This window comes from Methylobacterium sp. J-043 (genome assembly GCF_022829505.1).
GTDB classification, from domain to species: domain Bacteria; phylum Pseudomonadota; class Alphaproteobacteria; order Rhizobiales; family Beijerinckiaceae; genus Methylobacterium; species Methylobacterium extorquens_A.
This window is the reverse complement of the sequence record NZ_JAKSYB010000074.1, coordinates 1-12,171: the sequence shown is the minus strand read 5'-3', so window position 1 is coordinate 12,171 and position 12,171 is coordinate 1. Positions and strand designations below refer to the sequence as shown.

Sequence of the window (12,171 nt, the reverse complement as noted above, 5' to 3'; positions counted from 1 at the left end):
CATGAAGGTCGTCGTGGATCTCAACCGCTGCCAAGCCTACGCGCAGTGCATCTACGCGGCGCCGGGGCACTTCGCCCTGCATGGCAGGGAGGCGCTGGTCTACGACCCCTCCCCGGACGAGACCGCACGCGGCGAGATCGAGCGGGCCATCCACGCCTGCCCGGTGCGGGCGATCACCGCCCACTCCGATGCCGCCGACGCGGCGGCCGGAGAGGCCCGGTGACGACACACCCTGAGCGCATCGTCGTCGTCGGCGCCTCGCTGGCGGGGCATGCCGCCGCCCATGCCCTGCGAGAGCGGGGCTATGCCGGCAGCCTGACCCTGGTCGGCGCCGAGCCGCATCGGCCCTACGACCGGCCGCCACTCTCCAAGCAGGTGCTGCGCGGGCTCTACTCCGCCGACACCACCCTGCCCTGCCATCCCGACCTCAACGCGGAGTTCCGCCTCGGCCGGCCGGCGACCCGGCTCGACCTGAGCGAGCGCGTCGTCGAATGCGAGGACGGCACCCGCCTGCCCTACGACCGGCTGCTGATCGCCACGGGCACCCGGGCGCGGCCCTGGCCCAACCCGGAGGAAGCGGCGCTTGCCGGTGTCTTCACCCTGCGCACCCGCGACGACGCCGAGCGGCTCGGCGCGCATTTGCGGACCAAGCCGCAACGCGTCGTCCTCGTCGGCGGCGGCTTCATCGGCTTCGAGGTCGCCTCGACCTGCCGCGATCTCGACATTCCCGTCACCCTGCTGGTGCGCGATGCCGTCCCGCTGGCGGCCGCGCTCGGCTCCCGCCTCGGCGGCCTGATCGGCGAAGTAGCGCGCGAGAAGGGCGTCGATCTGCGCCTCGAATCCGAGATCGAGCGGATGGAGGGGCAAGCGGGCCGCCTCGCGGCCGTGATCCTGAAGGACGGCGAGCGGATCGAGACCGATTGCCTCGTGGCGGCCATCGGCACGCTGCGCAACGTCGAGTGGCTCGACGGCTCCGGGCTCGAGGCCGATGCGGGGGGCCTGCGCTGCGACGCCTTCTGCCGTGCGCTCCGCGCCGACGGCCGCGTCGCCGAGGGCGTGTTCGCCGCGGGCGACGTGGCGCGCTGGCCGAACCCGCACGACGACGACGCGCTGGTGGCGGTCGAGCATTGGGGCAACGCCCGGACGCAAGCCGAGACCGCCGCCGCCAACATGCTGGCGGGCGACGCCTCGGCGATGCGCCGGCACGACCACCTGCCCGATTTCTGGTCGCAGCAATTCGGCCTGACGATCAAGCTCGTCGGTCTGACCGAGGGCGCCGACGCCCTCGCGGTGATGCACGGCTCGCTCAAAGAGCGGCGCCTCGTGGCCGCCTTCGGCAAAGCGGGCCGCACCGTCGCCGCCGCCGCCCTCGACAGCGCCCGCTGGTTGCCCGCCTACAAGGCCGCGATCCGCGAGCGCACCCCGTTCCCGCCGATCGAGACGGCCGTCGATCAGCCCCGCATCCGTGTGCAGGAGCCATAATCCCGTGAGCGGAAGCACGCTGTTCGAGCAGATCCTCGATCCCGCCCACCGGGCGAACCCCTACCCGCTCTACGCGGACATGCGGAAGGTGCCGGTCGCGCGGCAGGAGGACGGCACCTACGTCGTCAGCACCCATGCCGAGCTGGCCCGGCTGATCTCCGATCCACGGATCAGCTCGGACGACCTGCCCGACCCGCAGAAGTTCCGCTGGACCGGGCACCCCGTCACCGACCTGCTGGTGCGGCCGGTGCGGGCCGAGATCCGCAAGCGCCACCGCCCTTTCATCTTCCGCGACCCGCCCGACCACGACCGCCTGCGGGGCCAGGTGATGCGCTGCTTCACCCCCGAGCGGGTGCGCGGCATGCGCGCGAAGACGAAAGGGATCACCGACGACCTGATCGGCAAGATGCGCGGAAAGTCCCGCATCGATCTCGTCGATGACTTCTCCTACCCGCTCCCCGTCACCGTGATCTGCGAGCTGCTCGGCGTGCCGCCGGAGGACGAAGCGCAGTTCCACGGCTGGGCGACGCAGCTCGCGACGGCTCTGGAACCGAACCAGCGCGGCGACGAGGAGACCCAGGCCAAGAACGAGGTCTGCTTCAACGAGATCGCCGACTACCTCCAAGGGCTGATCAAGGAGAAGCGCAAGGACCCGCAGGATGACATCCTGTCCGACCTCGCCAACGATAAGGAGGGAATGAACGATTTCGACCTGATCGCCACCGCCGTCCTGCTGCTGGTGGCAGGCCACGAGACCACGGTGAACCTGATCACCAACGGCATGCTGACGCTGCTGCGCTTCCCCGAGCATTGGGAGCGCCTGCGCGCCGAGCCGGAGACCGCCCCGCGCCTGATCGAGGAACTGCTGCGCTACGAGCCGCCGGTCCATTACCGCACCCGGCTCGCGCTCACCGACATCCCGGTCGCCGGGATCACCATCCCGAAGGACGCGCCGGTGATTTTTCTGCTCGCCGCCGCCAACCGTGATCCGGCGCGGTTTCCCGACCCCGACCGCTTCGACCCCGACCGCCCCGACAACCGCCATCTCGGCTTCGGCGGCGGGCTGCATTACTGCGTCGGCGCGCCGCTCGCCCGGATCGAGGCGGAGGTGGCCCTGGTCAGCCTCGTGCGGCGGCTGAAGGGCGTGTCCCTGACCGAAGACCCGCCGCCCTACAGGCCGGGCGCCTCGCTGCGGGGGCCGCGGCACCTGAGGCTGGCCCTGGAGGGCGTAGCTGACGAATAGCCGGTGCCGGGTTCCCTCTCCCCGCACAGCGGGGCGAGGGGATGCGCACGCTGCCCTTCGAATCATCGCAGACTCAAAAAGAAAAGCGCCCGGCCTTTCGGCCGGGCGCTTCCCGTAAGTTCGTTCGGACGATCGCTTACGCGGTCAGAACCGTGGACGGCTCGACCTTCACGCCCGGGCCCATCGTCGAGGTGACGGCGATGCGCTGGATGTAGGTGCCCTTGGCGCCCGTGGGCTTCGCCTTGGCGACCGCGTCGGCGAAAGCCTTGATGTTTTCGACGAGCTTCTGCTCGTCGAAGGACACCTTGCCGACGCCGGCGTGGATGATGCCGGCCTTCTCGACGCGGAACTCGACCGCGCCGCCCTTGGCGGCGGCGACCGCGCCCTTCACGTCCATGGTGACGGTGCCGACCTTCGGGTTCGGCATCAGGCCGCGCGGGCCCAGCACCTTGCCGAGACGGCCGACGAGCGGCATCAGGTCCGGGGTCGCGATGCAGCGATCGAACTCGATCTTGCCGCCCTGGACGATCTCAAGGAGATCCTCGGCGCCGACAATGTCGGCACCCGCTGCGCGGGCGTCGTCCGCCTTTGCGCCGCGGGCGAACACCGCCACGCGGACCGTCCGGCCGGAGCCGTTCGGCAGGTTGCAGACGCCGCGGACCATCTGGTCGGCGTGGCGCGGGTCGACGCCGAGATTCATCGAGATCTCGACGGTCTCGTCGAACTTGGCCGAAGCCTTCGACTTCACCAGCTTGATCGCCTCGTCGATGGCATAGAGCTTCATCGGCTCCAGACCCTCGCGGGCGGCGCGGATGCGCTTTCCTTCGCGTGCCATATCGCCCTCCCTTACGCGACGACTTCGAGGCCCATGGCTCGCGCGGAGCCACGGATCATCGCGACCGCCGCATCGACGGAGTCGCAGTTCAGGTCGGGCATCTTCTTCTCGGCGATCTCGCGAAGCTGGGCTTCGGTGATCTTGCCGACGGTCGGGCCCTTGCCCGGGGTCTTGGAGCCGGAAGCCGGCTTCTTGCCGATCTTCAGGCCAACCGCCTTCTTCAGGAAGAAGGTGACCGGGGGCTGCTTCATCTCGAAGGTGAAGGAGCGGTCCTGATACGCGGTGATGATCACCGGGATCGGGGTGCCCTTCTCCATCTGCGCGGTCTTCGCGTTGAAGGCCTTGCAGAATTCCATGATGTTGAGGCCGCGCTGACCGAGCGCGGGACCGATCGGCGGCGACGGGTTGGCGGCGCCGGCCGGGACCTGAAGCTTCACGTAGCCCGTGATCTTCTTCGCCATGGGACTGCTCCCAAGAATTGCGCGTCGCCGGGCTGCCGAGGCACGGACGGACGGGCGGTTGCAGGTCGCGGTGCGATCCGTCGATCCCGGAGGCGAAGCCGGGCGGATCTCCCGCGGGGGTGTGGCGATGCTCTTAACAAAGCATCGCCGTTTCCGGGTCGCGACAGAGCCGCAGGCCGGGAAAATCAGCGATCAGTCAGTGCCGACCGATCGCAAAACGCGAAAAAATCAGACCTTCTCGACCTGCCCGTATTCGAGCTCGACCGGGGTGGCGCGGCCGAAGATCGACACCGCCACCTTGAGGCGCGAGCGGGCGTCGTCGATTTCCTCGACGGTGCCGTTGAAGGAGGCGAAGGGGCCGTCGGAGACGCGCACCGTCTCGCCGATCTCGAAGGAGACCGTGTGCTTCGGGCGATCCACGCCCTCCTGCACCTGGCCCTTGATACGCTCGGCCTCTGCGTCCGGAATCGGCACGGGCTTGGCCTTGTCGGCGCCCAGGAAGCCGGTCACCTTCGGGGTGTTCTTGATGAGGTGGTAGACCTCGTCGGTCAGGTCGCACTTCACCAGCACGTAGCCGGGGAAGAATTTCCGCTCGGCGTCCACTTTGCGTCCGCGCCGGACTTCCGTGACCTTCTCGGTCGGCACCATGACCTCGTCGAACAGCTCGGTCAGCCCGCGCTGGGCCGCCTGGTCCTTGATGGACTGGGCAACCTTGTTCTCGAAGTTCGAGTAGGCGTGGACGATATACCAGCGCTTCGACACGGGTCTCTCAACTCCTCGGCGCCTTGGAGCGCCTGAAACGATCTTTAAGCGCCGATCCCGAGGATCAGGCCGACGCCGAAGCGCATCACCTGATCGACGGCGACGAAGAACAGGCTCGCCACCACGACCATGATGAACACCATGATGGTGGTCACGGTGGTCTCCTTGCGGGTCGGCCACGTGACCTTGCGGCCCTCGTCGCGCACCTCGCCCAGGAACTCCACCGGGCCCACCCGCTTCGGCGCGGGGCGCGCGGGCGGGGTCGGCCGCTGGGGCGCAACGGGCGCCGTGCCGCGCTTGGGTCCGCGCGCCGCGTCGGCTTTCTTGGTCGCTTCGTTCGATGCCATGGCGCAACTGAAACCGGACAGGGCTCCGGGAACCACCGATCGCGGTGCGGGGACTAGCGCGTCCCACACCGACAGCATCTGAGGATCTCGGAATGCGCCCGCTCTAGCGCAAGTGATCCGGCTTGTCGATGGGTTCGGGAAGGGGTGCCGCGGGTCAGGGGTCAGAGTGCGCCGTGGCAGGAGTGGAGGGACTCGAACCCCCAACCCCCGGTTTTGGAGACCGGTGCTCTGACCAGTTGAGCTACACTCCTACGGCGCGCGCGGCGCGGTTCGCGTCATGCCGCAAGCGGACGCTCAAAGCAAGGGCGAACGATTGCGTGCCCAGGGCAATCGCTCGAAGCGATTTCCCTGGTTTGTTGGCATGTCTCAGTCGCCGGCGCCCGCCTCCGCGGGCTCAGGCTTTCGCCCCGCTCGATGCTTTTCAGGACGCAAGTCCTGAAAAGTCCGCTCCGCGCGGCGCTTTTCGCACCGCGAAGCCGCCAAAACGGCTTCGAGCGATGGCCCTGATTGCGCGCCCGAACGCTACCGGTCTTCTCCTTCGTTCGGCTCGAATTCCGCATCCTCGAACGGATAGGCCGCCTCGACGAGGTAGGGCCCGCCGCCGCGCGAGGTGCGGGCGGAGAAGATGGCGGCGCGGCGCGCCGTGAAGGTCAGGCGGGGAAACACCCCCGCTTCCGTCAGCCTGCGCGCCACGGCCTCCGGGGAGGCCTCGCGGTTGAGGCGGGCCAGGGTCACGTGCGGCGTAAATTTGCGCCGCTCTGGTGCAGCCCCGGCCCGGCGGGCGATGCGCTCATGCTCCTCCTGCAGGTCGATGAGTTCCGGGGTAGGGACGACCGAGGCGTAGAGCGCCCGCGGTCGGTCGCCGCCGAAGCTCGCCAGCCCGTCCAGCGTCACGGTGAGCGGTGCACGCACCCGCGCCTCCGCCAAGCCGGCATCGACATCGGCGGCGATCACGTCGTCGATGTCGCCGAGGAAACGCAGGGTGACGTGGTAGTCGCCTGGCTCGATCCAGCGCGCGCCGGGCAGGCCGCCGCGGAAGAACGACAGCCGCTCGGCGATGTCCGGCGGGATCTCGATGCCGGTGAACAGACGCGGCATGGTCGGCTCAGCCCTTCTTCTCCGGGCTCTGGCCCAGACGACCCAGGAATGACTCGACGCTCGGCAGGATGCCCTCGACGATCCGCTCGACGCCCTTGGCGGTGGGGTGCAGCCCGTCATCCATGGTGTTGGCGCGCTGGCCCGTCACGCCGTCGAGAAAGAACGGGTAGAGCACGAGGCCGTGCGTCCCCGCGAGGTCGGGATAGATCGCGTCGAACCGGGCGCGGTACTCCGCCCCGAGGTTCGGCGCGGCCAGCATGCCGGCCAGCAGCACCGGGATGCCCCGCTCCTTCAACCGCACGATGATCGTCTCGAGCGCCTTGCGGGTCACCGCCGGATCGGTGCCGCGCAGCATGTCGTTGGCGCCGAGTTCGAGGATCACGCCCTGCGTGCCGTCCGGCACCGACCAGTCGAGCCGGTCGAGCCCGCCGGTGCTGGTATCGCCCGACACCCCGGCATTGCCGATCTCGACCCGGTACCCCTTGGCCTTCAGCGCCCGCTCCAGCACCGCGGGGAAGGCGGCATCGGCCGGCAGGCGGTAGCCCGCGGTGAGGCTATCGCCGAAGGCGACGAGCTTGAGCGGCGCCGGCTCGGCCCGTGCGGAACCGGGCAGCAGGCCCGCGGCGCCGACGAGCGTGGCTGCGGCGAAGAGGAGCATCAGCGCGGCCCTGCGCCGGGGATGGTGCGGCCCCACATCGGGTCCGTCCGCCTCGCGCCGGGCGCCCAAGCATGACACAAGCCTGCCGGGTCCGGCTTCCGCTTCGTTCGCGTGGTGCAAGACCTTATCCTCTCGCTCGGACATGTCCGGGTGGTTGCCAAGCTGCTCGCCAACTTCCCCGCCAAGATCGGTCGGTGCCTGATGTCGAACAAGGCCGTCTCCCTGTCGCAGATCGAGTTGAGCCTCGGCCGCGGCCCCGCGCGGGTGCATGTCCTGCGCGGCATCTCGCTCGATGTCGAGCGCGGCGAGGCGGTCGGGCTCGTCGGCCCCTCTGGTTCGGGGAAATCGACCCTGCTCACCGTCATGGCCGGGCTGGAGCGGCCCGATACCGGCCGCGTCAACATCGCCGGCACGGATCTCGGCGGGCTCGATGAGGATGGGCTCGCGCGCTTCCGCGGCCGCAACATCGGCATCGTGTTCCAGGCCTTCCACCTCGTGCCGACCATGACCGCGCTGGAGAACGTGGCGCTTCCGCTCGAACTCGCGGGCGCCTCCGATCCGCACGGGCGGGCGGCGGCGGAACTGGAGGCCGTGGGGCTCGGCCACCGGCTGCGGCACTATCCGGCGCAGCTCTCCGGCGGCGAGCAGCAACGCGTGGCGATCGCCCGCGCGCTCGCGCCCGATCCGGCGATCCTGGTCGCCGACGAGCCGACGGGAAACCTCGACGAGACCACGGGACGGCAGATCGTGGACCTGTTGTTCGGGCTCAAGCGCGACCGCGGCGCGACCCTGGTGCTGGTGACGCACGATCCCGGCCTCGCCCGGCTATGCGACCGCACCGTGCGCCTGCGCGCCGGCCGGATCGAAGCGCCGGCTGCGCAAGGGGTCTGAACGAACAAGGGGCCTGGAAAAACGATGCCTTCCGGTGCCGGGCAGGCGCCGAAAGGCAAGTGTTTGTCGAACGTTGAGGTCGCCCGTTCGCGCGCTAGCTCAAGCCGCGCGGCAGACCAACAAAAGAATCAGGCGCTCAGCGGGGCACCGATCCGGGCTCGGAGCTGGGCCCGCAGGTTCTGGTTGGCGGCACTGCGGTCGGCCTCGAGGGCCCACATCAGGCGCAGGAGCCGGCTGATCGGCAGGGCCCGGTCCTCAATGGCTTCGGCAACCTGCTGCTGGATCGATTTCGAGGTCGCCATGAACGTCTCGGCCGTGGTCTGCATGAGTCGCATCCGGAAACGGGCTCGCTCCCCGCGGGGCGGGCTCTTAAACGGTTCCAAATCGCATGGCCATAGGTTTGCCGGCTTGCAGTTAGCGGTTCCTTCGAGAGCCCGCGCCGCGCCTCACAGGTTTTTGAAGCCGGCTCGTTTTCAGGCCAGCGGCGAGCGCGCGTAGCCGTCGAGCAGATCCTGCGGATCGCGGTAGATCGCGATGCAGCCGGCCGCCGACAGCTCGGCCTCGGGGAAGCCGCCGCACAGGACGCCGATCGTGGAAAGCCCTGCGCCGGCAGCGGCTTGCGCGTCATAGGGAGTATCCCCGATCACCATCACCGCGTCTTTGGGAAGGCCGGGAAGCTTCTTCAGCACGGCCTCGAAGATGTCGGGATGCGGCTTGGATCGGTCGGCATCGTCGGAGGTCGTGACCACATCGACAAGATCGGTGATGCCGAGGATCTTCTGGTAGTTCTCCACCTCGTCCGCCTTGCCGGAGGACGCGAGCGCGACGGTCTGGCCTGCATCGCGCACATGGCTGAGCAGGTCCTTCACCGCGGGAAACGGCTTGGCCTTCGCGAGATAAGATCGTTTGAACAGATCCGAGCGGTAGGCCTCGATCGCCTCGCCCTCGCGGGCGAGCCGGTCCGCGTCCACGAAGACCGGCAGGAGCTGGTCGCCGCCCTTCCCGATCTGACGGCGGACGTCGGCCTCCTGCGTCTCGATCCCGAAATGCGCGAAAGCCTCGACCCAGGCGCGAGCGTGCAGATCGACGCTGTCGAGCAGCGTGCCGTCGATGTCGAAGACGACGGCCTTGATGCGAGCGGACATCGAATCGGGCACCGTCAGCGCGGAAACAGTTGGAGGCCGTCGTCGGGAAGGAGATTGCGGGCGGGCCCGCCGGTCTGCTGGCCGCGACCCTGCTGGTAGTAGGGCAGTTCGGGGCGCCGGTCGTTGCCGCTGCCGGAATCGTATTCCCAGGGTGCGTTCCAGGGCGCCTGGCCACTTACCGCCGGAACGGCGGGGCCGGTGGAGAACGAGTCACCTGCCCGCACGGGACCTGCCGCCGCGGCGCTGGCCGCCAGCATCGTGCCGAGGAAGACGGCGGCCGCACTTCGTCCGATCAACGCGCGCATCGCTTGTCATCCCCCGATCGTGGCAGCGCCCCGCCAGCGGAGCGCGAAAGGAAACGGCCGAGCCTGATCCGCGTTCCGGGGTCTCGGGCTCTCTTGCCCCGACTTTCCATGGAGGGGCCCCAAAAAGCGAAGCCCGCCGGCCCCGGAGGGTGGCGGGCTCTCGAACCGCATCTGTTGAGGGGCGGCTCAGTGGAGGACGACCGCCTCGGCTCCGCCACGGCTGGCCGCCGACTTGGCCCGGGGTGCCGCCTTCACCGCCTTGGCGGCGGGCTTCTCGGCGGCCTTGGCCGGTGCCTTCTTGGCCGGTGCCTTGGCCTTGTCAGCGGACTTGGCAGCCTTGGCGGCGACGCTCGCCAGAGCCTCGGTGGGGGCTTGCACCGCCGCCTTGGCGCGGGCGGTGCGGGGCTTGGCGACCTTGGCCTGAGCAGCGGACGCCTCGGCTTCGATCGGCGCCGCAACCGGGGCCTGCCGCAGCTCGGACTCCGCCTGAAGCCAGTGTGCCTCGGCCCGGCCAAAAACCCGGCCTTCACCTTCCCAGATGTAGTAGGCGCGCTCGCGCACGCTGTTCTCGCATAGCACCATACCGCTCTCCCGAAATCGTCCGACGTGAGTTCGAACGATGGAAGCGCATGGTTAAGGGGCGGTTAACCGCGTTCCGCACCGCGGGAGAGGCGGCGGTGGTTCGCACGGACCTTGCGGCGGTAGCCGGCCACCACCGCGCCGTGCGAGGCGCCCGTCGCGAGCTGCATCGCCGCCTCGCTGGCGGCGAACACCTTCTCGCTCACCATGCGCTGCGCCTCCACCTGCGCACCGCTGCCCCCGGCCGCGAGCTTGGCCATCCGCAGGGCGATCACCGACTGTGCCTCGAAGGCGAGCAGGGTCGTGTCGAGGCCGAGCTTCCACCACATTGCGTACATCGAACCTGCCCTCTCGTCGTCACACGGCATCGATCTGATGCCGTCACGACGGCCCGCAGCGGCGCATGGCCGAGCTTGGGAACGACGCGAAGACACAAGTTCGAGAGCCCTCCCCGGCGGCCTCATGGTCGGCCGGGGAAGGCATCGCGGCTCAATCGAAACTGCGGCCTTTGGCGGCCGAACCACCCAGGCTGATCTTGACCTTCTTCGGCGGGGCGGCCTGCCCGCCCTTGCCGCGCCCAGCCGGCACCTCGACCTCCGGCGCCGCCTGGGCGGGCTTCAGCCGGGACTGGCCGTAGATCACCGAGCCGATCTCGCCCACGGCCTGGACCAGGTCGTCGCGCTCGCAGGCGCGGGCCACCTTCAGGCCGAGCTGGTGCATGTGACTCTTGCCATACAGATAGGCGGCGAGCTTGGCGCGGGTCAGCGCCGGAATCTCCTCGAGGATATACGGCAGGTCGTAGTCGTCGGCGCGGTAGACTTCGCCGAGCCGTTCAAGGGAGACCGGGCATTCCGGATCGACGGTCGCGCCGGTGGTCGGATGGGCCTGGGTCATGGGTCACCTGCTGTCGGTGCAAAGGGCGATGGAGAGGGTGACGAAAGCGGCGAAGGCATGTCGGCGGTCGCAGCGTCCGCCACGGAAGACGGCCTGACCGCAATCAGGTTGGAACGCGCGGGAAGGCATCCGGTGCAAACCGAAGCGATCGCGATCCGGGCGCGCCGGTCGCTGCGCTCCCAGACGGATTCGCGCGCGGTCACTGCGGCGGTTGGCCCGGAGGCCGCACTCCCGGAGGCCGAAGCCCCGGCGAGCCGGGCTTCCGGGTTCGCACGGATCCGCAGGTAGAGCGGCTCCTCCGCCCGGACAGCGGAAATTGGACCGCACGGAAACCCAGACACGGCCATCCCGTACACGGCCGCGCCGAGGAGCGCGAGCCGGCCCGGACGTGCCGAAGCCTGGCGCCGCGCGACGCCTCGTGCCGTGCAGCCCGATGTCGTGCCGGTTGTCATGCGGATGCGCGGGTCTCGCCGTGGCGGTTACGGGCGCCGGTTCCCGCATCGCGGGCTTCCGGGCCGAACAGGATCGGCCGGGATAGTCAACAAGACCTTAACCGCGGCATCCCGGCGAGGCGAGCCACCCCACGCGAAAAAGCCCGGCGCGAAGCCGGGCTTTTCTGGGGGAGGTCCGGCGGTCCGGTGAGGGACCGCCGGAGTTCCGGATACTAGTACGAGCCGAACTTGTAGTTCAGGCCGGCGCGGACGACGGCGAACTCGGTCTCGCGGACCTGCTGGCCACCGCTGACGAGCACGACGCCCGGGCTGGTCACGGAGACCGTGCGGCCCTGGTTGTCGGTGGCGAAGGCGCCACGGCCGCCGGTGCCGCGATCGAGGTTCACGTACAGACCTTCGACCTTCAGGGTCACGGCCGACGACTTGAAGAAGTTCAGGAACGAGTCGGTCGGGAGAGCGTACTCGATACCACCACCAGCGGCCCAACCGGTCTGGAAGTCGTTGCTCGACACGCCGGTGCCGAACTCACGACCGCCGCCGGAACCGTAGGCGAAGCCGCCGGTGCCGTACACGAGGGTGCGGTCGAAGGCGTAGCCGAGACGGCCGCGGACGGTGCCGAAGAAGTCGAGGCCCGAGAGACCGGCCGGGTTGAACACCTGCTGGGCGGCCAGCGGGCTGGTCGACAGGAAGCGGTTCCGGTCACGGCCGAAATCGGCGTACTGGGCGTCGGCCTCGACGCCGATCACGACGCCCGAGCCCGGGGTGAACTGGTAGTTGTAGCCGATCTGACCACCGCCGACGAAGCCCTCGTTGGACTCGCGGTTGTTGAAGGCCACCACGGCCGTGGTGCCCGGGGGCACGAGCAGGGAGGCCGGGCCGACGCCGATCACGGTCGGGACGCGGTCGTCCTGGGTGCCGAAGCCGTAACCGGCGTTGAAACCGGCGTAGAAGCCCGTCCAGGTGAACACCGGCACCGGCTGGAACACCGGCGGGGGAGCCGCGCGGCGCGGGAGGTCGGC

The 12,171-nt window shown here is 69.4% G+C and carries 17 protein-coding genes and 1 tRNA gene; 4 read left to right on the top strand and 14 right to left on the bottom strand.

Going from position 1 to position 12,171, the window contains the following annotated elements; translation table 11 throughout:
• The first annotated feature begins 1 nt into the window (after window position 1).
• From MKK50_RS22705 to MKK50_RS22695, 3 genes are read left to right on the top strand one after another with little or no spacing between them, the layout of a single operon-like run.
• On the top strand, window positions 2–223 hold the full coding sequence (locus tag MKK50_RS22705; RefSeq protein ID WP_253369969.1) for a ferredoxin: 222 nt from the start codon (window positions 2–4) through the stop codon (window positions 221–223).
• Window positions 220–1,482 (top strand): NAD(P)/FAD-dependent oxidoreductase, encoded by a 1,263-nt coding sequence (locus tag MKK50_RS22700; RefSeq protein ID WP_499025424.1) that lies wholly within the window; start codon window positions 220–222, stop codon window positions 1,480–1,482. Before MKK50_RS22705 ends, MKK50_RS22700 begins: the two co-directional genes overlap by 4 nt.
• Before the next feature lie 4 nt (window positions 1,483–1,486).
• Complete coding sequence (locus MKK50_RS22695) at window positions 1,487–2,725, top strand: cytochrome P450 (RefSeq protein WP_499025423.1); 1,239 nt, start codon at window positions 1,487–1,489, stop codon at window positions 2,723–2,725.
• Between the two features lie 136 nt (window positions 2,726–2,861).
• Here the strand turns inward: MKK50_RS22695 and rplA are convergent, their stop codons facing one another.
• The 7 genes from rplA to MKK50_RS22660 all read right to left on the bottom strand — a co-directional run bounded on the left by rplA (window position 2,862) and on the right by MKK50_RS22660 (window position 6,886).
• On the bottom strand, window positions 2,862–3,560 hold the full coding sequence (rplA, locus tag MKK50_RS22690; RefSeq protein WP_003597509.1) for a 50S ribosomal protein L1: 699 nt from the start codon (window positions 3,558–3,560) through the stop codon (window positions 2,862–2,864).
• An 11-nt stretch (window positions 3,561–3,571) separates the two neighbouring features.
• The gene (gene rplK, locus MKK50_RS22685; RefSeq protein WP_003597508.1) at window positions 3,572–4,021 is read right to left on the bottom strand and encodes a 50S ribosomal protein L11; all 450 of its coding nucleotides are present in this window, start codon (window positions 4,019–4,021) and stop codon (window positions 3,572–3,574) included.
• A 228-nt stretch (window positions 4,022–4,249) separates the two neighbouring features.
• Complete coding sequence (nusG, locus tag MKK50_RS22680; RefSeq protein WP_003597503.1) at window positions 4,250–4,783, bottom strand: transcription termination/antitermination protein NusG; 534 nt, start codon at window positions 4,781–4,783, stop codon at window positions 4,250–4,252.
• A 44-nt stretch (window positions 4,784–4,827) separates the two neighbouring features.
• Window positions 4,828–5,130 (bottom strand): preprotein translocase subunit SecE, encoded by a 303-nt coding sequence (secE, locus tag MKK50_RS22675; protein WP_253369975.1) that lies wholly within the window; start codon window positions 5,128–5,130, stop codon window positions 4,828–4,830.
• Between the two features lie 174 nt (window positions 5,131–5,304).
• Window positions 5,305–5,381 (bottom strand) — tRNA-Trp (locus MKK50_RS22670).
• Between the two features lie 271 nt (window positions 5,382–5,652).
• Complete coding sequence (gene thpR, locus MKK50_RS22665) at window positions 5,653–6,228, bottom strand: RNA 2',3'-cyclic phosphodiesterase (RefSeq protein WP_499025422.1); 576 nt, start codon at window positions 6,226–6,228, stop codon at window positions 5,653–5,655.
• A gap of 7 nt (window positions 6,229–6,235) precedes the next feature.
• On the bottom strand, window positions 6,236–6,886 hold the full coding sequence (locus MKK50_RS22660; RefSeq protein WP_253369979.1) for an arylesterase: 651 nt from the start codon (window positions 6,884–6,886) through the stop codon (window positions 6,236–6,238).
• Between the two features lie 201 nt (window positions 6,887–7,087).
• Between MKK50_RS22660 and MKK50_RS22655 the strand changes: the two genes are divergently transcribed.
• Window positions 7,088–7,777 carry an ABC transporter ATP-binding protein gene (locus MKK50_RS22655; RefSeq protein ID WP_499025544.1) on the top strand — a complete coding sequence of 230 codons (690 nt, stop codon included), beginning with the start codon at window positions 7,088–7,090 and terminating at the stop codon, window positions 7,775–7,777.
• A gap of 128 nt (window positions 7,778–7,905) precedes the next feature.
• On the opposite strand, the gene MKK50_RS22650 is transcribed toward MKK50_RS22655, so the two are convergent.
• The 7 genes from MKK50_RS22650 to MKK50_RS22620 all read right to left on the bottom strand — a co-directional run.
• Window positions 7,906–8,103, bottom strand: coding sequence for a hypothetical protein (locus MKK50_RS22650; RefSeq protein ID WP_253369981.1), 198 nt, complete (start codon window positions 8,101–8,103; stop codon window positions 7,906–7,908).
• A gap of 147 nt (window positions 8,104–8,250) precedes the next feature.
• On the bottom strand, window positions 8,251–8,922 hold the full coding sequence (locus tag MKK50_RS22645; protein WP_499025419.1) for an HAD family hydrolase: 672 nt from the start codon (window positions 8,920–8,922) through the stop codon (window positions 8,251–8,253).
• A gap of 14 nt (window positions 8,923–8,936) precedes the next feature.
• A complete protein-coding gene (locus tag MKK50_RS22640) occupies window positions 8,937–9,227 on the bottom strand; it encodes a hypothetical protein (protein WP_499025416.1) in 291 nt (96 codons plus the stop codon).
• A 186-nt stretch (window positions 9,228–9,413) separates the two neighbouring features.
• Complete coding sequence (locus MKK50_RS22635; RefSeq protein ID WP_499025414.1) at window positions 9,414–9,809, bottom strand: DUF2934 domain-containing protein; 396 nt, start codon at window positions 9,807–9,809, stop codon at window positions 9,414–9,416.
• A gap of 62 nt (window positions 9,810–9,871) precedes the next feature.
• Window positions 9,872–10,144 carry a hypothetical protein gene (locus tag MKK50_RS22630; RefSeq protein WP_499025413.1) on the bottom strand — a complete coding sequence of 91 codons (273 nt, stop codon included), beginning with the start codon at window positions 10,142–10,144 and terminating at the stop codon, window positions 9,872–9,874.
• Between the two features lie 151 nt (window positions 10,145–10,295).
• A complete protein-coding gene (locus MKK50_RS22625; protein ID WP_003605903.1) occupies window positions 10,296–10,700 on the bottom strand; it encodes a hypothetical protein in 405 nt (134 codons plus the stop codon).
• 664 nt (window positions 10,701–11,364) lie between these two features.
• A partial coding sequence (locus tag MKK50_RS22620; protein ID WP_499025411.1) for an outer membrane protein occupies window positions 11,365–12,171 on the bottom strand: 807 nt, incomplete at its 5' end.